Annotated in this window: 12 protein-coding genes and 2 pseudogenes; 5 read left to right on the forward strand and 9 right to left on the reverse strand. The window is 70.3% G+C overall.

Annotation, left to right across the window (positions count from 1 at the left end):
- The first annotated feature begins 20 nt into the window (after positions 1–20).
- The 3 genes and pseudogenes from OHS59_RS38395 (at position 21) to OHS59_RS38405 (ending at position 4,746) form a co-directional block, all read left to right on the forward strand.
- Positions 21–2,906 (forward strand): AfsR/SARP family transcriptional regulator, encoded by a 2,886-nt coding sequence (locus tag OHS59_RS38395; protein WP_328497930.1) that lies wholly within the window; start codon positions 21–23, stop codon positions 2,904–2,906.
- 159 nt (positions 2,907–3,065) lie between these two features.
- Positions 3,066–3,540, forward strand: a pseudogene (locus OHS59_RS38400) (IS5 family transposase); the annotation flags it as partial.
- Positions 3,537–4,746 (forward strand): annotated as a pseudogene (locus OHS59_RS38405) (IS701 family transposase). The pseudogenes OHS59_RS38400 and OHS59_RS38405, both read left to right, overlap by 4 nt.
- 634 nt (positions 4,747–5,380) lie before the next feature.
- On the opposite strand, the gene exaC reads toward OHS59_RS38405, so the two are convergent.
- The 6 genes from exaC to xylB all read right to left on the reverse strand — a co-directional run bounded on the left by exaC (position 5,381) and on the right by xylB (position 13,597).
- The gene (gene exaC / locus OHS59_RS38410; RefSeq protein ID WP_328497931.1) at positions 5,381–6,904 is read right to left on the reverse strand and encodes an acetaldehyde dehydrogenase ExaC; all 1,524 of its coding nucleotides are present in this window, start codon (positions 6,902–6,904) and stop codon (positions 5,381–5,383) included.
- A 224-nt stretch (positions 6,905–7,128) separates the two neighbouring features.
- On the reverse strand, positions 7,129–8,397 hold the full coding sequence (locus tag OHS59_RS38415; RefSeq protein WP_328497932.1) for a GAF domain-containing protein: 1,269 nt from the start codon (positions 8,395–8,397) through the stop codon (positions 7,129–7,131).
- 225 nt (positions 8,398–8,622) lie between these two features.
- Positions 8,623–9,234 carry an N-acetylmuramoyl-L-alanine amidase gene (locus OHS59_RS38420; protein WP_328497933.1) on the reverse strand — a complete coding sequence of 204 codons (612 nt, stop codon included), beginning with the start codon at positions 9,232–9,234 and terminating at the stop codon, positions 8,623–8,625.
- A 110-nt stretch (positions 9,235–9,344) separates the two neighbouring features.
- Positions 9,345–10,358, reverse strand: coding sequence for an acetamidase/formamidase family protein (locus tag OHS59_RS38425; protein ID WP_328497934.1), 1,014 nt, complete (start codon positions 10,356–10,358; stop codon positions 9,345–9,347).
- Between the two features lie 478 nt (positions 10,359–10,836).
- Positions 10,837–12,045: an ROK family transcriptional regulator gene (locus OHS59_RS38430; protein ID WP_328497935.1), complete on the reverse strand. Its 1,209-nt coding sequence runs from the start codon at positions 12,043–12,045 to the stop codon at positions 10,837–10,839.
- Positions 12,046–12,151: 106 nt separating this feature from the next.
- A complete protein-coding gene (gene xylB / locus OHS59_RS38435; RefSeq protein ID WP_328497936.1) occupies positions 12,152–13,597 on the reverse strand; it encodes a xylulokinase in 1,446 nt (481 codons plus the stop codon).
- Positions 13,598–13,786: 189 nt separating this feature from the next.
- Between xylB and xylA the strand changes: the two genes are divergently transcribed.
- Positions 13,787–14,953: a xylose isomerase gene (xylA, locus tag OHS59_RS38440; protein ID WP_328497937.1), complete on the forward strand. Its 1,167-nt coding sequence runs from the start codon at positions 13,787–13,789 to the stop codon at positions 14,951–14,953.
- A gap of 362 nt (positions 14,954–15,315) precedes the next feature.
- On the forward strand, positions 15,316–15,918 hold the full coding sequence (locus OHS59_RS38445) for a hypothetical protein (RefSeq protein WP_328497938.1): 603 nt from the start codon (positions 15,316–15,318) through the stop codon (positions 15,916–15,918).
- Between the two features lie 158 nt (positions 15,919–16,076).
- Here OHS59_RS38445 and OHS59_RS38450 read toward each other — a convergent pair whose 3' ends face one another.
- The 3 genes from OHS59_RS38450 to OHS59_RS38460 form a co-directional block, all read right to left on the reverse strand.
- Positions 16,077–17,417 carry an esterase-like activity of phytase family protein gene (locus tag OHS59_RS38450; protein WP_328497939.1) on the reverse strand — a complete coding sequence of 447 codons (1,341 nt, stop codon included), beginning with the start codon at positions 17,415–17,417 and terminating at the stop codon, positions 16,077–16,079.
- A 189-nt stretch (positions 17,418–17,606) separates the two neighbouring features.
- Complete coding sequence (locus OHS59_RS38455) at positions 17,607–18,875, reverse strand: SWIM zinc finger family protein (protein WP_328497940.1); 1,269 nt, start codon at positions 18,873–18,875, stop codon at positions 17,607–17,609.
- Positions 18,872–21,577: a DEAD/DEAH box helicase gene (locus OHS59_RS38460; RefSeq protein ID WP_328497941.1), complete on the reverse strand. Its 2,706-nt coding sequence runs from the start codon at positions 21,575–21,577 to the stop codon at positions 18,872–18,874. The genes OHS59_RS38455 and OHS59_RS38460 overlap by 4 nt, the downstream gene beginning before the upstream one ends.
- Positions 21,578–21,870 lie beyond the last annotated feature (293 nt).

Genomic DNA, 21,870 nt, shown 5'->3' on the forward strand with positions numbered 1-21,870 from the left:
TTCGCGGGGAGGGTGTCGGTTTGAAGCAGCAGTTGCGGTTCTCGGTGTTAGGCCCGCTCAGGGCATGGCGTGGTGGGGTCGAGATCGAGCTGGGACCGCCTCAGCAGCGGTCCGTGCTGGCCGTGTTGCTGTTGGCGGAGGGTGCCCAGGTGTCCGTGGGCGGGCTGACCGACGCGGTGTGGGGACCACGCGCGCCGGCGTCCGCGTCCGGGATCCTCCGCGGCTATGTCCACCGTCTCCGCAGAGTCCTGGATCCGGAGGCCGATGTCGCGGCGTCGGTGATCCGCTCCCTGGGGGACGGTTACCAGCTGCGCACGGTCGGGGAACTGGATCTGGTTCTCTTCCGGGAACTGTGTACCCGGGCCGAGCGGTCGCGTGCGCAGGGAGCGCCCGAGAGCGCTGTGACATATCTGCGGGAGGCTCTGAGTCTGTGGCAGGGGTCGGTGCTCGCGGGTGTGCCGGGTGAGTACGCGCAAGGTCAGCGGCAGCGACTCGACGAGCTGTGGCTGACCGCGCGGGGGGACTGCCTGAGGGCCGAGCTCGATCTGGGTTCGCACGTGACGGCCGTCGCGGAGCTGGCGGAGCTGGTCGCCGAGTATCCGCTGGACGAGCGGTTCCGAGGGCTGCTGATGCTGGCCCTGTACCGGTCGGGGCGGCAGGCGGCGGCGCTCGACTCCTACCACAGGGCGCAGCGCCTGCTGGCGGACGAATTGGGCGTGGACCCAGGTCCGGCGTTGCAGACCCTGTACCAACAGATCCTCCGCGCCGACCCGGAACTTCTCGCTCCGTCGGTATCGGCCACCCCTACGCCCACCCCCACGGCCACCCCGCCTCCCGCTCCTGCCGCGCCCACGAGTTCCACCACTCCGGCGCAACTACCGTCCGGACTCCCGGCTTTCGTGGGCCGAGACGCGGAGCTGGCCGAGATGGCGCGGTTGTCGTCCGGCGGGACGGTGGTGGTGAGCGCGATCGCGGGTATGGCGGGCGTCGGCAAGACCACGTTCGCCGTGCATTGGTCCCGGCAGGTCGCCGCCCGATTCCCCGACGGCCAGCTCTATCTGAACCTGCGTGGGTTCGACCCGGTCGGCCAGCCCGTGGCACCAGAGCACGCCCTGCGGACCCTGCTCGGCTCGCTGGGGGAGGACCTGCGAGGGCTGCCGCAGGACCTTGACGCCCTCGCGGCCAGGTACCGTACCCTCATATCCGACAAGCGCATGCTGGTCCTGCTCGACAATGCCCGTGATGCCGCCCAGGTACGCCCCTTGCTGCCCGGAACGTCCAGCTGCCTGGCCGTCGTCACCAGCCGCAACCGGCTCACCGGACTCGTTGCGATCGACGGCGCCCACCCCATCCACTTGGATGTGCTCACCCCCGCCGAAGCGCGCGCCCTGCTAGCCCGCCGCCTCGGGTCGGCCCGTGTGGCGGCCGAGGCGGACGCCGTCGACGAGATCATCGACAGATGTGCCCGTCTTCCGCTCGCCCTGGCCATCACCGCCGCCCGCGCCGTGACCCGCCCTGCTTTCTCCCTCGCCTCCATAGCGGCCGAACTGGGCGACAGCGCCGCAGTCCTCGACGCCCTCCAGGACCATGACGACACAGCCGCCGACGCGCGCGCCGTCTTCTCCTGGTCCTATGACGCACTCACCCCCGAGGCCGCCCGCCTGTTCCGTCTCCTTGCCGTGCACCCCGGCCCGGACATCACCGTTCCCGCAGCCGCCAGCCTCAGCGCCCGTGCCGTCTGCGACACCCGCCGGCTCCTCGCGGAACTCGTCCAGGCCCACCTGCTCGACGAGATCACCCCAGGTCGCTATGCCTCCCACGACCTGCTGCGCACCTACGCGGGTGAACTCACCGGGACCACCGACTCACCGGACTGGAAGCACACCGCCCGTCACCGCATGCTCGACCACTACCTCCACACCGCTCACCAGGGAACGGCACTGACCAGCCTCGCGCGCACACTCATCCCGCTGGCTCCGGTGGCCGAGGGCGTACAGGCCGAGGACCTCGCCGCGGACAAGACCAGGGCGATGGCCTGGTTCACCGCCGAGGAGTCGGTACTTCTCGCCGTGTTCAAGCAGGCCGCCGCCCACACGTACGACGCCTACACCTGGCAGCTCGCCTGGGCCGTCTCCAACCACCTTCACCTGCGTGGCCTGTGGCAGGAAGCGGAGGAGATGCACCTCACCGCGCTACGGGCGGCGCGCCGACTCGACGACCGTACCGCCCAAGCACGTGTCCTCCACGGGGTGGTCACAGCGACGTGGGGGCAGGGACGCCACGCGGAGGCACGGGCCCATGCCGAGTACGCCGTCGAACTGTTCTCGCAGACGAACGACCTGAGGGCTCGTGCGGAGGGCCATTTCATGCTGGCCTGGGCGGCGGAGGGCCAGGGCGATACGGAGATCGCTCTGGCTGCCGCAGAACAGGCCCTTGAGTTCCACCGTGCGTGCGGCGACTTCGGCGATGCCGATGCGCGCGCTCAGATGGCGATAGCCTCCGCACTCAATGCCGTCGGCTGGTGCCTCAAACAGCTCGGGCACCTGGACAAGGCCCTCGACCACTGTCAGCAGGCGCTGGCTCTGTGCCTTGCGGTGGGAGACACGACCCTGGCGGCGCACACCTGGGACAGCATCGGACACACCCACCACGGTCTGGAACAGTACGCCGAAGCCGCCACCGCCTTCCGTAGCGCGCTCGACCTCTACCAGCAGCAGGGCGAGCTTCCCTGGTTCAAGGGCGGCACCCTGATGCGTCTCGGGGACACCTGTCTGAGCGCCGGCGATCCCGATGGTGCCCGCGCAGTCTGGATCGAGAGCCTGGCCATCATGGAACACCTTGGCCATGCCGACGCCGAGACCCTACGCACCAGACTGAAGGGGCTGGACCAGCAGGACGCTTCGTGACGCACTCCGCCGCGGTACGAGCACACCAGCATGCCGTCGGCGCGAGGAAGGCACCGCCTGCCGCGGCTGTTCAAAAGGGGGCGGGCCGCGGAACGAATCAGGTCGATCCGGTCCTGCGGCAACTGGCCGTTCGGCTGGCGGAGGTGGTCAGATCGGTGAGCGCCTGGGACGCCCCGCGGCGGCCTCAGCACCAAAATCCATCTCGCCGCCGACGGACGGTGCCGGCCTCTCGCCCTCGTCCTGACACCACGGTGACGGCCCCCAGCTTGAGCACGTCCTGGAGCAGATCTCCGTCCGCCGCACCGCAGGGGGACGGCCGCGCACCAGGCCGGACCATGTCCTGGCCGACAAGGCCTACGCGTCCCGGAGGAACCGCCGCTGCCTGCGGCGACGCGGCATTCCCCACACCATTCCCGAACGACTCGACCCGCTCGGACACCGGCTCAACCGAGGCTCCCGGGGAGGCCGACCCACCGGATTCGACGCCGAGCGCTACAAGAGACGCAACACCGTCGAACGTGCCAGCAACCGTCTGAAAGGCTTCCGCGGCCTCTCCACACGCTACGAGAAACGCGCTTACATCTACCTCGGCACCGTCACCCTCGCAGCCCTCATGATCTGGCTCCGAACATGATCCAAGAAACAGTCCCTAGTAGTGCTTTGTTAGGCCTGTTCGTTGCGGATGTGTTCGTCTCGGTGCCGCGCAAGGATCAGCGGGCGAAGGGCAAGTGTTATCTGCGTGGGTTGATGCTGGACGGTCGGCGTAAGTCGATCCAGCCGATGGCCGAGCGTCTGCCGGACGGGAACATGCAGGCCTTGCAGCAGTTCGTCAGTCAATCGCCGTGGGAGTGGATGCCGGTGCGCCGGCGGATCGCTCAGCGTCTGTGCGAGGTGATTCGGCCCGAGGTGTGGGCGGTCGACGACGTGTCGTTTCCCAGGTGCGGTAAGGCATCGGTGGGGGTGGCCCGGCAGTACTGCGGAGCGGTCGGCAAGCGGGCCAATTGCCAGGTCGCGGTCAGCGTGCACGCCGCCACGGACGTCGCGTCCTGTCCGCTGGAGTGGGAGCTCTTCCTGCCCGAACAGTGGGCGGATGACGCCCGTAGACGGCGGGCTGCCGGAGTTCCCGATCACGTCGGGCATGTGCCCAAATCCCGTTTAGCGTTGGGTCTGTTGGACCGGCTGGCTGCCGTCGGTGCCGGTGATCGTGGCAGATGCCGGCTACGGCCGCAGTGTCTCCTTCCGCCTGGCACTGGAGGACCGCGGCTGGTCCCATGTGGTGGCCGTTGACCCCAAGGAGACCGTCCAGTTGGAGGCGGCCGAGCCGTATCGGGTGCCCTACGGCGGGCTGGGGCCGCCCACTCGGCCCTGCTGTCGCGAACCTGCCCGGGCTCTGAGGGACCTGGTCGATGCCGCCACAGCGTTCGAGCAGGTGACCTGGCGCAACGGCAGCAAGGGCGGCATGGCCTCCCGGTTCGCCGTGCTCCGGGTGTGTCCGGCGGGCAAGATTGCCAGCCACACTGCCCAGGAACAGGCCGGCGGGCGCGATCGATGGGACGGTGTGCTGCCGCTGCGGACCCTGCTGGTCGAACAGCCCCACGAGGACGGTGAGCCGACCGGTTTCTGGATGAGCAACCTGCCCGACACCACCCCGGTCACCGGTCTGGTGCGATGCGCGAAGATGCGCTGGCGCATCGAGCACGACTACCGCGAACTCAAACACGGCCTGGGCCTGGACCACTTCGAAGGCCGCACCTGGCACCACCACGTCACCCTCGTCACCGCCGCCCAGGCCTTCCTCACCCTCCGGCGCCTGGACCCAAAGGCCCTGGCCGGAACCTGACCCTCTACCAGGTCCTCGACACCCTGCAGAGCCTCCTCCGGTGCTGGACCGGCACCTGCACCACCTGCGGCCAGCGCCTCAAAGCCAACCGAGCCAGAACCCAACGAAGCACTACTAGAGAGTTTCGGTGTCGCACCCGATGGACGTCTGTTCCGCAATGCAGCGGGAAATTACGTCGATCCATCCGCGTACGGCATCACATGGGGACGTGGGCGTGAGGCTGCGCTGACTCTCGATGAACACGCCGTTGAGCTTGCGAAACGTTTCTACGACCTGCGCCACGCAGGAATCTCATTCTGGCTTGCCTCCGGTGTCGACCCGGCAGAGTGTGCGCGCCGCGCCGGACAAAGCATCCAGGTTCTCTTCCGCTTCTACGCCAAGTTTTTGGCCGAGGCGCGCGACCATGCCAACAGCCTGATCGAGGAGTCGATGCGAAGGTGGGAGGGGCAGGACGGCAGTGCAGAGGACGCGTGAGCCGGGCCTTGGCCCGGAAATGCCCAGGAACAGCTGGTCAGAGATGGGATAGCAGTGGGGCATATCGGGAGTTGCTCTGCACTTCACCCCGTGGCCTAGACGCATGCCGGGAAGGGCGCCTGACAGGTGAAGTGCCTGGTCGGGCGCCCTTTTTCGACGTCTAGAAGAAGCCCAGCTTCTTTGGCGAGTACGACACCAGCAGATTCTTCGTCTGCTGGTAGTGCTCCAGCATCATCTTGTGGTTCTCCCGGCCGATACCGGACTGCTTGTAGCCGCCGAACGCCGCATGCGCCGGGTACGCGTGGTAGCAGTTCGTCCACACCCGGCCCGCCTGGATCGAACGCCCGGCGCGATACGCCGTGTTCATGTCCCGCGTCCACACCCCCGCGCCGAGCCCGTACAACGTGTCGTTGGCGATCTTGATGGCGTCGTCGAAGTCCGAGAACGACGTGACCGAGACGACCGGACCGAAGATCTCCTCCTGGAAGATCCGCATCCTGTTGTCGCCCTGGAAGATCGTCGGCTGCACGTAGTACCCGCCCGCCAACTCGCCGTCGTACTCGATCCGATGACCGCCCGTAAGTACCTTGGCGCCTTCCTGCTGGCCGATGTCCAGGTAGGAGAGGATCTTCTCCAACTGGTCGTTGGAGGCTTGAGCGCCGATCATCGTCTCGGTGTCGAGCGGGTGGCCGGGCTTGATCAGTTCGGTGCGGGCGACCGCCGCGTCCAGGAACTCGCTGTAGTGGCCCTGCTGGACGAGCGCCCGGGACGGACAGGTGCACACCTCGCCCTGGTTCAGCGCGAACATCGTGAAGCCTTCGAGCGCCTTGTCCCTGAAGTCGTCGTCCTTCGCCCACACGTCGTCGAAGAAGATGTTCGGCGATTTACCGCCCAGTTCGAGCGTGACCGGCTTGATGTTCTCCGAGGCGTACTGCATGATCAACCGGCCCGTAGTGGTCTCGCCGGTGAACGCGACCTTTGCCACCCGCGCGCTCGACGCCAGGGGCTTGCCCGCCTCGACACCGAAGCCGTTGACGATGTTCACGACGCCCGGCGGCAGCAGGTCCGAGACCAGGCTCATCAAGTAGTGGATGGACGCCGGGGTCTGCTCGGCGGGCTTGATCACGACGGCGTTGCCCGCCGCGAGCGCCGGCGCCAGCTTCCACACCGCCATCAGGATCGGGAAGTTCCACGGGATGATCTGCGCCACGACGCCCAGCGGCTCGTGGAAGTGGTACGCCACCGTGTCGTCGTCGATCTCACCGAGCGACCCCTCCTGCGCACGGATCGCCCCCGCGAAGTACCGGAAGTGATCGATGGCGAGGGGGATGTCGGCGGCGAGAGTCTCCCGGACCGGCTTGCCGTTCTCCCAGCTCTCCGCGACCGCGAGCTTCTCCAGGTTCGCCTCCATCCGGTCGGCGACCTTGAGGAGGATGTCGGCCCGCGCGGTCACCGACGTGCGGCCCCAGGCGGGTGCGGCGGCGTGCGCCGCGTCCAGCGCGCGCTCCACGTCCTCGGCCGTACCTCGTGCGATCTCCGTGAACGGCTGACCGTTCACCGGACTCGGGTTCTCGAAGTACTGCCCTCGGGCGGGTGCCACGTACTCGCCGCCGATGAAGTGGTCGTACCGCGACCGGTAGGAGACGATCGCGCCTTCGGTGCCGGGCGCTGCGTAACGGGTCATGTGCTCTGCCTCCCGAGGAAGGGCCGCCCGCCGTTGGACAGCTCTCGCGGCGAGCGTAGGGGCGGGGAGGTTGCATATACGTTGCGCGGCAGACGGCAGACGGCAGACGGCAGACGGCAGACGGCAGACGGCAGACGGCAGACGGCGGACGGCAGGCACCAGGCGGTGCGGCGGCAGCGCTCGCCAGGGCAGCGGGCGTTGTCGTGTCCGCCGAGCCGTGGCCCTCAGTTTCGTGCCCGCCGGGGGAGCACGGACAGCTCCGCCTCCAGCTCTGCCAGTCGCGCCCGTATCTGAGCCGTCGGCCGGACGGCGGCCAGCGCCCTCCACACATCGAGGTCGTCCTCACCCCACGACGCCTGGGCCCAGCACGCCAGCAGATCGGGGTCACCACCGGCGACCAGGGCCGCGCGCAGCCCGGCCGCCAGCCGTCGGCGCAGCCGCACCACCGCCGGGGCCTGGGAACCGGGCAGCAACGGACCGGCGTACGCCGCCACCGCCGCCGTGATCGCACCGGCGCCGAGTCTGCGTTCGACTACTCCGACATCGGACTCGACCGGAACCGCGAGCCGGTAGGGCCGCGAACCGAGGACGCCGGTCCCGAGCAGGCGGCGCAGGCGGGCCAGTTCGGCGCGCAACGTCACCGGCGTCACCGACTCGTCCTCGTACAGCGAGCACAGCAACTCGTCGCCCGTCAGGCCGTCCGGGTGCCGGGACAGCAATACCAGGAGCTCACTGTGTCTGCGGCTCAGGCGCAGTTTGCGGCCGCCCGCCACGAGCAGGGCCTCGTCCCGGCCCAGAGCGGTCAGCTGGAGCGCGTCGGTGGCGGCCGGCACCGGGGTGAGCAGTGCCAGCTGGGACTCGGCCGCGCGTGCCACGGCCTGCACGAACCCCAGGCTGTGCGGATGCGCGAGCCCGTCCCCGCCGGTGATGTCGACGGCTCCGAGCAGCCGACCCGTGCGGGGATCGTGCACCGGAGCCGCCGCGCACGTCCATGGCTGGACGCGCCGGATGAAGTGCTCCGCCGCGAACACCTGCACCGGCCGGTCGAGCGCGACCGCCGTCCCCGGGGCGTTCGTGCCCATGGCGGACTCCGCCCACCGCGCGCCCGGCACGAAGTTCATGCCGTCCGCCTTCTGCCGTGTGGCGGGATGGCCCTCCACCCACAGGAGCCTGCCCTGCGCGTCGCAGACCGCTAGGAGGTGCTCGCCGTCCGACGCGAACGTGCCCATGAGTTCACGGAACAGTGGCATGACCGGAGCCAGCGGGTGCTCCGCCCGATACGACCCGAGGTCCCCGTCGGTGAGTTCGACATACGCGGAGCCGTCCGGCCCGACCCCGGCCCGAGCCGAACGCCGCCACGAGTCGGCGACCACGGACCGCACCGGCCGCGGCACCGTCCCCGCCTCGGTGAACGTCTCATGGGCGCGGCGCAGCACACGAACCCGCTCGACAGGATCGGCGCCCGGATTCAGGGCCACCCATGGATCGGTCAACCCGGCCTCCCGAAAAGTGTTGCGACTTGCCGTGACACGGCTGGTGACATCGTCACTCCGGTGGCGGACGCGGACAAGCGTCGCGGCCCTTCCGGATCAGGCCCGCTCCGTCCCGTACCGCTGACGGCCTCCTTCTTTCTCCTGGTCTTCTCTCCCGGTTCCCGTGCGGCTCTATGCCCTCCGCTCTCGCGCTACTCAGGCGGCTCTCGGGTGGCCTTCGGTCGGTCAGGCGAAATTGACGAGTCTGATGTAACGCGTCCAGTCCCAGTTCGGCCCCGGGTCCGTGTGGTCGCTGCCCGGTACTTCGTAGTGCGCGAGGATGTGTGAGCGGTCCTTGGGGATCGCGTACTTGGCGCAGATCGACGCGGTGAGTTTCGCCGACTCCTCGTACAGGGCGTTGGTGAAGTACGCCGGCTTGTCCACCCAGCCCTCGTGCTCGATTCCGATGCTGCGGGTGTTGTAGTCCCAGTTGCCCGCGTGCCAGGCGATATCGCGCTCGCGCACCATCTGTGCGATGTGGCCGTCGGCAGACCGGACGACATAGTGCGCGGACACCTGCTTCTTCGGGTTCTGGAAGATGGCGAGCGTGTCCGAGTACGTCGCCTGCGTCACGTGGATGACGACGAAGTCGACGGGGTGGCTCGTCGGGCGGTTGGCCACCGTGTAGTTGGACGCGCTCGCCGGGGACCACTCGGACTGCGGGTAGTCGATGCCCTGCGGTACCGCGCCCGCCCGAGGGGTGGGGAGCAGCGCGGTGGAGAGGGTGGCGAGGGCCGCACTCTGCAGCAGGCGCCGTCGGCTGGGCAGTGAGGCGGGCAGGTACTTGACTCGGTCCACAGGTTTCCTCTCGGGTGGGGGCGGTGACTGCTCGTCGGGACGGGACGCACGAGCCTCGGGGCGGAGGTTCGAGCAGGTGCCGGACGTGGTTCAGACCCTGGCGCGAGGGATCAACGACCCAGCGCCGCTGCCGTTTCGCGCATCCGGGCATGCAGCCCCCGATGCGTCTCCCGATCGGGCAGCCACTCCTTGCGGATCTTGGCCACGCAGGTGTAGTTGGTGTCGCAGACATTGGCCAGCGGCGACTCGACGGTCTGGGTGGCGAACTGGTAGGCGTCCAACTCGCTGAACCCGTAGTCGCGTGCCAGCCACCGGACCAGGTCGAGCTGCGATATTCGGAACGCGTCCTCCAAGGGGCGCGCCGAGCCGGTCGAGATGACGTGCGTGTCGGACTCGATGCGGGGCCAGGGCGTCGAGATCCCCTTGAGCAGCTCGACGATCACCACCGTGTTCATCGCGCACTCGACGGCGACTCCGCAGGTCTCGCCCTCGCCCTGCCGTGCGTGACCGTCGCCGAGGCTCAGCAGCGCGCCCTCGACGTTCACCCCGAGATAGCACGTGACGCCGGTCCGCATCTCGGGCGTGTCCATGTTCCCGCCGTGAGCGTCCGGCACCAGGGCCGAGCGCACCTCCAGGTTGGCCGGCGCCACACCCACCGTGCCGTGCATCGGGTCCATGGGCAGCTCGATCCGGATGTCGCTGTCCCGTGCGCTGAACAGCGCGGTGCGGCGCGCCCGGTCGAGCTGCCAGATCCACACGGTCTCCGGCAGCGGCGGCTGCAGCGTGGCCGTGGTGTGCGTGGACGTCAGCGCCCCGAACAGCGGGACCGTAGTCGATGCCGCCCAGTCCCGTGCCGGTTCGATCGACACGAAGTGCACCGCGACCGTGTCACCCGGTTCCGCGCCCTCGACATGGAACGGCCCTGTCTGCGGATTGAGGAAGGGGAACTCGCACACCTCCGACACGAGGTCCTTCTCCGAGCGCACGCGCCCGGCGAAACAGTCCTCCGTATAGAGGTCGAGGACCGTGCCCGGCGCGATGTGCGCCACAGGTGGCGCACCGCCGAACGTCCAGGCGTACTCGCCCGGTTCGGGTCGTACGGTCAAGATCCGCGGGTCGCTCATGCCGACACGGCTCCGTTCTGCCGAAGGGTGCTGAAGGGAGTCCTGAGGCCTGCGGAGTCCCCGTGCTTGCTCGGAAAAGCCTCCGTCCTCCTGACGGCGGCGTCTCGCGTGAACCACGGTACGGGTCTTGCCGGTTGGGGAGGAGTGGCCCGCCCAGGTCCGTGGACAGTGCTGTGACTGTGGACAACTCGGCCACCCGAAAGGGGGATCGCAGCCGCCAGAAGCAGCCGAGAGACGGACGAGAGGCGACCGAGCGGCGGATGAGAGGCGACCGAGCGGCGGATGAGAGGCGACCGAGAAGCGATCAGGAGAGAGCGAACGGCGAGCGGGGGACGAGCGAGTGGCGAGCGGTCAGGTACGCCAGGTCCGTGCGCCGTGCGTCACGCGCCGTGCGTCACGCGCCATGCGCCACGCGCCGCGCGTCGCGCAGGTCGTGGAGAGAGGTAGGTCGAGGCAGGTCGGGGCAGGCCGCCCATGCCTACGCCCCGCCACCCACCGCCGCCGGATCATCGAGCACGGCCCGCACGACGGAATGCGCGGCGCCCAGCAGCGGGCCTTCTGGGCCGAGTCGGGACACCGACACCGCGCAGGCGGGACCCGCCGTCCTGCGGGCCAGTTCCCGCTCCAGCGAAGGCAGCAGCCAGGGTGCCAGCCCGGACAGCGCACCGCCGAGCACGACGGCCTCCGGGTCCAGCAGATTGACGGCGCCCGTCAGCGCGATGCCCAGCGCGGTACCGGCGTCGCGCAAGGCCCGCCGTACGTTCTTGTCGCCTTCGGCGGCGTGCTCGGCCAGCAGCCCGACCCGGTCCTCACTCGGTTCCAGGCCGGCCGCGCGCAGCACGGCCTCCTCGCCCGCGTACTGCTCAAGACAGCCGCGCCCGCCGCAGGCGCACGCGGGCCCCTCGGGCCGCACCGGCACATGTCCCAACTCGCCAGCGAAGCCACGCGTCCCGCGCAGCAGCCGCCCGTCCACGACCACGGCCCCGCCGATGCCGATCTCCGCGGAGACGTGCAGGAAGTCGCGCGGCGCCTCCTCGTTGAGCCAGAGTTCGGCCAGGCCGCCGAAGTTGGCCTCGTTGTCGACGGTCAGCGGCAGCCCGTCCGGCAGCAGCGGACCGAGATCCGTGTCGAGCCAGCCGAGGTTGGGGGCACGCACCACGGTCCGGGCGTCACGCGCCACCAGGCCGGGCACGGCGACGGCGAGACCCGCCGGCCACAGCCCCTCCTGGTCAGCCTCGGCGACGATCCGGCGTACCAACGCGGTCAGTTCGCTCAGTACGGGCTCGGGCGCACGGCCGCGGTTGGTGCCGTGCCGCACGACCCGCGCGCGTACCTTGCCGCGCAGATCGACCGCGCACACGGCGAGGTGGTCGACGCCGATCTCCGCACCGATCCCCGCCGGGCCGCGCCCGCTCAGGGCCAGCGCCGAACCGGGCCGCCCCACCCGCCCCGGCCGCTCGGGTCCCAGCTCGTCGAGAAGTCCGGAGCGGATCAGTTCGTCCACGAGGGTCGAGACGGCCGCTCGGGTCAGCCCGATGCGTGAGGCGACAGCGGCACGGGACAGCGGCCCGTCGGCGTTCACGGTGTGCAACACCCGCGACAGGTTGCGGCGGCGCATGCCCTGTTGCGTATCGGGCAGGCGTCGGCCGGGACTGCTGGGGTGGGCCTCGTGGAGCGGTGCTGTCATTGCCTGAGTCGGTCCTCGTCCGGCCGGTCCCCTGAGGGCTGTCCTGTCCGTGCTGGCGCCCGGGGAGCCGGCGGCGACCGGCCCCCGCTCCCCGGAGGAGAAGCCGTCAGCGCTGATCGGCCTCCCGCTCCAGCAACGGGGCCGCGTCGGAGATTACCCCGGCGATCCGCGCGAGCGCCGCCTCGTCCCGTTCCCCGGCCTCCAGGACCGGCCCGCGTGCCGTGTTCCAGCGCCGGGCCACCGCCGCCGGGTCCTCGCCGGTGAGCACTCCCGCGGCCTGCGCGGCGGCGCCGAGCGCGACCAGCTCCTTGGCCTCCGGCACCTGGACGGCACGTCCGGACAGTCGTCGTACGGTCTGCTGCCAGGCCGTTCCCCGGGCGCCTCCGCCGATGAGCAGGAGCGGCGCCGAACGGTCCGCGTCCTCGTCGAGCACCAGGTCGAGGGCGCCGAGGAGCGAGTGGACCGCCCCGTCGTACGCGGCCTGGAGCAGCTGTCCCGCTGTCGTGTCGTGCCGCAGCCCGTGCAGCAGGCCCGAGGCGTGCGGCAGGGCAGGGGTGCGCTCGCCGTCCAGGTAGGGGAGCAGCGTCACGTTCGTACCGGGTTCGACGGCCTCGCGGTCGATGCCGAGGAGGGCGGCGACGCGGTCCACGGCTTGGGTGCAGTTGAGGGTGCAGGCCAGCGGCAGCCAGTCGCCGCGCGCGTCGGCGAAACCCGCCACGGTGCCGGTGGGGTCGGTGGGCCGCCGCGCCGACACCGCGTACACGGTGCCCGACGTGCCGAGGCTGAGCACCGCGGTGCCGGGGCGCAGCCCCAGGCCCAGCGCGGCGGCTGCGTTGTCACCGGTGCCGGGAGCGACCAGTGTGCCCTTGGCGAAGGGCAGGTCGTCGGAGTCGCGAACGGTTCCGACCACCTCGCCGGGCCGGACGACCCGGGGGAGCAGGGCGGGGTCGAGCCCCACGTGGCCGAGTACCTCCTCGTCGTACGCCTCAGTCCCGGACGCCCACCAGCCCGTACCGGAGGCGTCGCCCCGGTCGGTCGTGCCCAGCCCGGTGAGGAGCTCGGTGAGGTAGTCGTGGGGCAGGCGCACGGACGCGGTGGCGCGGACGGACTCGGGCTCGTGCTCGGCGAGCCACGCCCATTTGGTGACTGTGATGGACGGACCCGGCACGCTGCCGGTGCGCTCGGCCCACGCCTTCGGCCCGCCCAGCTCCTCCACGAGGCGGCGGGCCTGCGGTGCCGACCGCACGTCGTTCCACAGGAGGGCGGGGCGCACCGGAGCGCCCTGGGCGTCGAGCGTGACGAGCCCGTGCTGCTGTCCGGCGACAGAGACCGCCGCGGCCTCGCGTGCCGCGTCGCCGCACTGGTGCAGCGCCTTGCGCAGCGCGTCCCACCACTGGAGCGGATCGCTCTCGCGGCCCGCTCCGGAGGACACGGTGTGCGGCGCCTGTCCGCTCGCCACCACTTCGCCGGTGGCCACGTCGACGACGAGGGCCTTGGTGGATTGGGTGGACGTGTCCACGCCGACGACGAGCGGACCCTCGGCTGCTGACATCGAACTCTCCCTCTTCCGCGGCTCCGCGGGGTCTGACCTGGTATTTTCGGGTTCCAGTCGGGCTGTCACGGACCACTTTCCGTCCGTTTTCCCTTTTCGAAGACATGTTGTCTCTTCCCAGGGATGCCTCCGCATACTAATTTGTTAAGCGCCATGACGAAATAGTCGGAGCAAGCAAGGAGCCGCGGCATGAACTACCAGCCCACCCCCGAGGACAGGTTCACCTTCGGCCTGTGGACCGTCGGCTGGCAGGGAAGGGACCCGTTCGGCGACGCCACCCGGGCCGCCCTGGACCCGGTCGAGTCGGTGCAGCGCCTGTCGGAACTCGGCGCTCACGGAGTGACCTTCCACGACGACGACCTGATCCCCTTCGGGTCCTCGGAGACCGAGCGCGAGTCTCACATCAAGCGCTTCCGGCAGGCCCTCGACACGACCGGCATGACCGTGCCGATGGCCACCACGAACCTGTTCACGCACCCCGTCTTCAAGGACGGTGCCTTCACCGCCAATGACCGGGACGTGCGTCGCTACGCGCTGCGCAAGACGATCCGCAACATCGACCTGGCGGTCGAGCTGGGCGCGCAGATCTACGTGGCCTGGGGCGGCCGTGAGGGCGCCGAGTCCGGCGCCGCGAAGGACGTACGCGTCGCGCTGGACCGCATGAAGGAGGCCTTCGACCTCCTCGGTGAGTACGTGACCACCCAGGGCTACGACCTGCGCTTCGCGATCGAGCCCAAGCCGAACGAGCCCCGCGGCGACATCCTCCTCCCGACCGTCGGTCACGCACTGGCCTTCATCGAGCGCCTGGAGCGGCCGGAGCTGTACGGCGTCAACCCCGAGGTCGGCCACGAGCAGATGGCCGGGCTGAACTTCACGCACGGCATCGCCCAGGCCCTGTGGGCGGGCAAGCTCTTCCACATCGACCTCAACGGTCAGTCCGGCATCAAGTACGACCAGGACCTGCGCTTCGGAGCGGGCGATCTGCGCTCCGCCTTCTGGCTGGTGGACCTCTTGGAGACGGCCGGTTACGCGGGCCCGAGGCACTTCGACTTCAAGCCGCCGCGGACCGAGGACTACGACGGCGTGTGGGAGTCGGCCGCGGGCTGCATGCGCAACTACCTGATCCTCCAGGAGCGGACCGCCGCCTTCCGGGCCGACCCCGAGGTCCAGGAGGCCCTGCGGGCCTCGCGCCTGGACGAACTGGCGCAGCCCACCGCGTCGGACGGCCTCCAGGCGCTGCTCGCGGACCGCGCCTCCTTCGAGGACTTCGACGCCGAGACGGCCGCCGCGCGCGGGATGGCGTTCGAGCGCCTCGACCAGCTGGCCATGGACCACCTGCTGGGCGCTCGCGGCTGATCACACAAGGCCGGAGAACGACCTCTGTGCGGAGGCGTCCGGAATCATGCGGTCCACGCCATGAGTCCGTATCAACTTCCGCGCAGGGGTCGCTTCGTGACCGTTTCGAGGCGACTCTTGACGCTATGGCCACGCCGCCCTTACCGCCCGAGCCACCTCGGCCGCCGGACAACACGCCGCCCCATGGGGGTGGCGGGTACGGTCCACCGCCGGAGGGCTTCGGGCCTCCTCCTGACGGTTACGGCCCACCTCCCGGAGGCGACGGTCCGCCGTGGCACGGTGGGGGAGGAGGGGGAGGCTGGGAGCCGCCGCCTCCGTCGCCGCCCCCCGGGTCTCCCGGTGGCTCCGACCCACGGCGCAAGATGCTCCTGGTTCTGCTGGCCGTGATCCTCGCGGTCGGAGTGATCGCCGCGGTCGTGCTGGTTGCCAGTGGCGGCGACGGCTCATCAGACAAGAAGCGGCCGACGGAGAGCGGTTCCACCACGGGGAAGCTGCCGTCGCCCTCGCTCAGCATTCCGTCGCAGGTGCCGAGCGAACTGCCTTCCCTGCCCTCCGGTGTGCCGTCCGAACTGCCCAGCGGCGTGGAGTCGTTCCTCCCGTCCCTCGCCGGCGACGAAGTGCCGTACTACATGCTGCGAACCGGTGACTGCTTCGACATCGACGACGATCGACCGGGCCAGGCGGTGAAGCGTTCGTGCGGTGGAAAGCACGATGCCGAGGTCGTGAAGGTGACCGAGCTCGAAGGCGCGTACACGACCGATGCCGCCCTCAAGAAGGCGGCATCGGGCCTCTGCCAGGAACCCCTGGACGACAAGGCGGCCAAGCAGCCCACCGGCACCGTCCGCGGCACCCTGGTGCAGTATCCCGATCCCGCGGGATTCAAGATCGGCATCGACAAGGTCACCTGCAGTCTGGCCGCCAACGCCGGCGAGGGCGACCGCAAGCTCACCAAGCCGCTGCGGTGAGCCAGGCAGGCCGGCAGGCGGCAGCCACGCACACGTGCAGACATCAAGCCACGCACACGCGGCCGGAGCGAGCCACGCGCGCACGGCCGAACTGAGTCACGCGCGCGTGGAGGGCGAGAACGCCGAGCGGAGCCGCCCCTCAGATCCCGTCAGATCCGTCAGATCCCGTGCGGCAGGCGTACGTACGTCACGGTCGTCTCTATTCCACTGTCCACCAGGCGGCCCTGGGCGTCGAACGCGCCTGTCCCGTCCGTCATCCCGAAGTCGTTGTCGTTGATGAGCGCGAGCGTGTCATGGTCCACGCGCGCGACGCCCTCGATCTTCCCAGGCACCCCCTTCACCTTGCCGAGGTCGACGACAAGACGCTTGCGCAGCACGGGGACGCCGGACGCCGCGGGATCCTCCAACTGCTCAAGGGACGGCGACGTCGTGCTGTCGTCCCACTGGTTGCCGAGGATGTCCGCGCCGCGACTCAGCTTCACCACCTGCAACCGGGCGGCCTTGTCGGTGCGCTCCTCCACCAGCAGCCGGTCGCGGCCCACGGCCACCACGGACGAGATCTTCAGCTCGGACGGGTCGTCCTCGCCCGGATCGACCACACCCACCGCGTCGAACCGGTACGCGTACTCGGCGGTGACGGCCCGCTTCTTCGGTGAGAAGCGCAGCAGACGTGCGGTCAGCGACGCCTCACCGGCATCCGTGTCCGGCAGGGACAGCGGGCTCTGGACGGCCAGCACCAGATCCCCGCCCGGGAGCTGGGCGAGCCCTTCGAAACCGCGGTTGACCTTCCGGTGCAGCAGAACCGCGGGCAGCGCCTCGACCACCGGGTAACCCGCGCCGGTCAGATTCAGCCCCTTCGGGACGTACCGGGTGAGTACCTTCCCGCGCGCCGAGACGTGTACCAAGGAAGGCCCGTATTCGTCGACGAGCCAGAAACTGCCGTCCTCGGAGCGCACGATCCCCTCGGTGTCCAGACCGTTCGGGTTGTACGAGAGCGGCGTCTTCGCGTCGTAGGAGTAGGGCGCCTCGTCGCGTGCCTTCTGGTTGGACAGCCCGGTCACGGGCCTGCCCGAAGTGGTGGTGATCGGAATCGCGTCCAGCACCTTCACCGAGTCACCGGACACCCGGATCTTCACGATCGCCGGGTCGAAACCGGGCACGGGAAACGTACGCCGCTTCTCGCCGTCCACCTTGACCTGGCCGTTGGGGCCGCGGTCGGTGACGGTCCAGAACTCTCCCTTGCGGCCCGCCGGGTAGATGTCGCTCCCGATGCCGCCGAGGTCCACACCCCGGTCGTCGGCCACGGTGCCCGCCAGCAGCCCGTTGCTGAACGTGCCGAGAGGGACGTCGCCGAGCGTCGCGGAGCCCGTGACCCGCGCGTCCCCCGAGGGCGCGCCGGCCGCGGGACCCGCCACCACCAGGGCGGCCAGCACGGCGAGCGGCACGCCGGTGGCGACGGAACGGTGGACACGGCGCCGGCCTGCGGCGTACGGGGACATGGGGCCTCCTGGAGCACAAGTTCGATGACTGCCGCCAGATTTCGCCCTCGCGCCGAACGCCGTACGGCCGCTGGATGAACGCCGGGCGTCCAGCGCTCATCCAGCGGACGCGGCCGTGCCGGGCCTGTCCCTCAACCCGATGCCTCTGTCCCCCTCAGCCCGATGCCACTGTCGTCCCTCGACTCGATGTCACTCTCGCCCGTCGGCCAGGGCCAGTGCCGTCGCCGGGTCCTGGGAAGCCGGTCCGACGGGAGCCCAGCGGCCCCGTTCCTTGCGGTACGGCCACCAGCGGCCGTCCGGACCCAACCGGAGCTGGGTCTGTCCGCCGACAACGGTCCAGTGGTTGCGGGACGCCCGCAGGACGGGCCGCTCGCCCTCCTCCCAGGCGGACTCCAGGGCGGCACGCGCGCGTGCGAGCGTTTCCGCCTCCACCACCACGTCCGCCTCGTGTATGTCGAGTCCGGCCGCACCCCCGTACTCCCAGGAACGGGCCGCGAGCGCCAGAGCTTCGCGGTCGCGCCCCGACCCTTCGGCGAGTCGAGCCGCCACCCGGACCTCGGGCCCGCCCGAGGCCAGCCGCACGGCATCCTGCGCAGGCGTCAGGCCTACCTCCGCGGCGCGCTGTTCGTGGCCCGTCCTGAGCGCGTCGACGAGCAGCCGGTGAGCCTCACAGGCGGCCTGCGCCGCCAGGAACTCCAGCGCGGCCGGATCGACCCCGGGCGCGGGTTCGGTCTCCGTGTCCAGTGACGGCGGAAGGCCAGGTTCCGCGGGCACGGCGGGCGGTTCGGGCAGTGGCGGCAGGATCTCCCCCGCCGCGTACGCCTCGGCGGCGTCCACGCCCTCGTACGTCTCCTGCCGCACCTCGGCGGTCTCGGTCCGGGGGACGCTGCGCAGCTGCAACTCGTCGAGGAGTTCCCGTTCCCCACGCCCGCGCAGGAGAAGCAGCGCGAACGGATCCTGGTCCAGCAGTCGCGCCACCTGGTAGCAGAGCGCGGCGGTGTGACCGCAGTGGTCCCACGCGTCGCAGTCGCACTCCGCCTCCAGATCGCCCAGGCCAGGCAGGAGTTCGACGCCGGCGGTCGCCGCGTCCTCGACCAGATGCGGCGGCATCTCGCGGTCGAGCAGTGCCGCGATGTGCCCCGCCCGCTCGACCGCCATGCCCAGGAACCGGTCCCACTGCTCCTCGGACAGCTCCTGGAGCAGGACGTCCGCGCGATGCGCCGTGCGGTCGCGGTCCTTGACCACCGCGGTGACGCGCCCAGGGCGCACCGAGACGGCCCCCACGGCTCCCGCGCGGGCGAGCCTGCGGCCCGTCTTCAGCTGCTGCGAGTCCAGCGTGGCGTCCTCCAGCGCCTTGAGCCAGGCCTGCCCCCACCAGCTCTGGGCGAAGCCCCGGCCGTGCGCGGGCGGCAGGGCGGCGAAGGTGCGCTCCGGAGTGTTCTCGTACGGATCGCTCATCGGGCGCCTCCTCGCAGTTCCACCAGGTCGGCCAGTTGCGCGTCGGTCAGTTCGGTGAGGGCCGACTCCCCGGATCCGAGGACCGCGTCCGCCAACTCCCGTTTGCGCAGCAGCATGTCCGCGATGCGGTCCTCGATCGTTCCCTCGGCGATCAGCCGGTGCACCTGGACCGGCCTGGTCTGGCCGATGCGGTACGCGCGGTCGGTGGCCTGGGCCTCGACGGCCGGGTTCCACCAGCGGTCGTAGTGCACTACATGCTCGGCCCGCGTCAGGTTGAGGCCCGTGCCCGCGGCCTTCAACGACAACAGGAAGACGGGTACCTGGCCGTCCTGGAAGCGCTCCACCATGGCCTCGCGCTCCGGGACCGGGGTACCTCCGTGCAGGAACTGCGAGTGCACACCACGCGCGCTCAGATGGCGCTCGATCAGGCGCGCCATGCGCACGTACTGCGTGAAGACCAGAACGCAGGCCCCCTCGGAGAGGATGGTGTCGAGCAATTCGTCCAGCAGCTCCAGCTTTCCGGAGCGCCCGGCGATCCTCGGCCGGTCCTCCTTGAGGTACTGCGCCGGGTGGTTGCAGATCTGTTTGAGCCCGGTGAGGAGCTTCACGATCAGTCCGCGCCGCGCCATGCTGTCGGCGCCCGCGATCTCCGCGAGGGTCTCGCGGACCACGGCCTCGTACAGACCCGCCTGTTCCTTGGAGAGGGACACGGCCCGGTCGGTCTCCGTCTTCGGCGGAAGCTCCGGTGCGATGCCGGGATCGGACTTGCGCCGACGGAGGAGGAACGGCCGCACGAGCTGGGCGAGCCGGTCCGCCGCCCCTGGATCCTGCCCGCCCTCGACAGCCTTCGCGTACTGGTTGCGGAACGTGCCGAGCCGGCCCAGCAGACCAGGTGTCGTCCAGTCGAGGATCGCCCACAGCTCGGAGAGGTTGTTCTCCACCGGCGTTCCGGTGAGCGCCACACGCGCGCGTGCGTCGATCGTCCGCAACTGCCGGGCCGTGTCCGAGTACGGGTTCTTCACGTGCTGTGCCTCGTCCGCGACGACCATGCCCCACGAAGCGTCCGCCAGGCGTGCCGTGTCGAGCCGCATGGTGCCGTAGGTCGTGAGGACGAACTCGCCGTCGGCCAGCCCCTCCAGATTCCGTCGAGCCCCGTGGAAGCGACGGACGGGAGTGCCCGGAGCGAACCTCTCGATCTCGCGCTGCCAGTTGCCCATGAGGGACGTCGGACAGACGACGAGTGTGGGGCCCGCCACGCCCTCGTCGGCCTGCCGGTGCAGATGCAGCGCGATGAGAGTGATGGTCTTGCCCAGACCCATGTCGTCCGCGAGACAGCCTCCCAGCCCCAAGGACGTCATCCGGGCCAGCCAGTTGAGCCCGCGGAGCTGATAGTCGCGCAGGGTCGCGGCCAGCGCGGGAGGCTGCCCGACCGGCTCCTGTCCCTCCGGGTCCGACAGATGCTCCCGCAGCATCGCCAGCCACCCCGTGGGCCGCACGTCGACCCTGCGGCCGTCGACCTCCGTGGAGCCCGTGAGAACGGCGCTCAGCGCGTCGACGGGCGTCAGCTTGCGGTCCTGCTGGTCACGGGCGCGGCGCAGCTCCTGCGGATCGACGAGGACCCACTGGTCACGCAGTCGGACCATGGGGCGGTTCGCCTCGGCGAGTCGGTCCAGTTCATCGCGTGTCAGTTGCTGGTCACCCAGCGCGAACCACCAGGAGAACGTCAGAAGCGCGTCGGCCGACAGGAAGGAGGGCGTGTCCGAGACGGACCCGTTCCCGCTCTGCTCGTCGTCCGGGGGTCCGACGACCGCGCGGGCCGTCAGCTTGTGGGCCAGTTCCCTGGGCCAGTGCACCTCCACGCCGGCGGCTGTGAGTGATCGTGCTCCCTCGCCCAGGAGTTCGGTGACCTCCTCGTCGGCTAGTTCGATCGCGTCGGGCACGGTCGCCGACAGCAGGGGAGTGAGCGGGGCCCAGGCCCGAGCGGCGCGGCGCAGCGCGAGCAGGGCATCCATCCGCGCGCGCGGGCCGAAGGCCGGGCTCGACCCGCTCCACACCTCGGCCGCGTCCGCCAGCAGGGCCGGATCGCTGACGCTGTGCAGTTGCAGCACCGCACGGAACGGCAGCCGGTTCTCGTCCGACACGGCCGACGCGAGACCCGGAACCTCGACACGCAGCGAGATCCGTACGCCGGCGTCGTGCCCCGCCGCGACATCGGCCGCCCACGCGCGGTGCTCTGGCACGTGCTGCGGTTCGGGGGCGGCGAAGGCCGCTCCGCCCGCGGCGAGCGTTGCCGCGGGGGAGCGTGGCAGTGTGTCGGCGACGGCGTCGAGGAAGGCGCGCAGCAGCCACTCCGGATCGGGCAGCCGCAGCGGCTCGGTCTCGTCGACTGGCACCGCGTGGGCGTGCGGCGGCATCGCGGCGCCCAGCTCACGGATGCGCTCCAGGTCCCGAGAGCCCAGGGGGCCCGCGCGCCATGCGTCGTGGTCACCGGCGCTCAAGCCGGGCAGCAGCAGGCCGCGCGCGGCGAGTTGCAGCGCGAGTACGGCCGCGGCACCCCAGAAGGCGGTCGCCGCGTGGGCCTGTGGAGCGGCACGCGCGCTTGTGAGGACCGGGAGTGCGGCCCGCATCGGCAGCACGACGGCCGTCACCGTCACCAACTCGACACCGTCCTCACCGGGAAGGACGACGATCAGCTCCTCCACGGAACCGGAACCGGAACTGGAACCGGAACCGGCATCAGGGCCAGAGACGGCACTTGAGTCGGATCCGGAATCAGATCCGGAATCAGATCCGGAATCAGATCCGGAATCAGATCCGGAATCAGATCCGGAATCAGATCCGAGAACGGATCCGGAATCGGTGCCGAGGGCAGGAGGCTCTTCGCCGTCGGGCAGCCAGAAGGCGACGCCGCCCGTTCGGGCCGGGTCGGCGGGGACGAATACAGCGCAGCAACGGGCCAGTTCGGAGATCTCGGCGGGGGACGGTACAGGAATCC

Source organism: Streptomyces sp. NBC_00414 (assembly GCF_036038375.1).
Taxonomy (GTDB): Bacteria; Actinomycetota; Actinomycetes; order Streptomycetales; family Streptomycetaceae; genus Streptomyces.

Excerpts from the sequence above, each read along its gene's own strand:
- exaC (WP_328497931.1), bottom strand. The coding sequence starts at position 6,904 with ATGACCCGTTACGCAGCGCCCGGCACCGAAGGCGCGATCGTCTCCTAC.
- OHS59_RS38425 (WP_328497934.1), bottom strand. The coding sequence starts at position 10,358 with ATGAGCGACCCGCGGATCTTGACCGTACGACCCGAACCGGGCGAGTAC.
- OHS59_RS38430 (WP_328497935.1), bottom strand. The coding sequence starts at position 12,045 with ATGACAGCACCGCTCCACGAGGCCCACCCCAGCAGTCCCGGCCGACGC.
- xylB (WP_328497936.1), bottom strand. The coding sequence starts at position 13,597 with ATGTCAGCAGCCGAGGGTCCGCTCGTCGTCGGCGTGGACACGTCCACC.
- xylA (WP_328497937.1), top strand. The coding sequence starts at position 13,787 with ATGAACTACCAGCCCACCCCCGAGGACAGGTTCACCTTCGGCCTGTGG.
- OHS59_RS38445 (WP_328497938.1), top strand. The coding sequence starts at position 15,316 with ATGCTCCTGGTTCTGCTGGCCGTGATCCTCGCGGTCGGAGTGATCGCC.
- OHS59_RS38450 (WP_328497939.1), bottom strand. The coding sequence starts at position 17,417 with ATGTCCCCGTACGCCGCAGGCCGGCGCCGTGTCCACCGTTCCGTCGCC.
- OHS59_RS38455 (WP_328497940.1), bottom strand. The coding sequence starts at position 18,875 with ATGAGCGATCCGTACGAGAACACTCCGGAGCGCACCTTCGCCGCCCTG.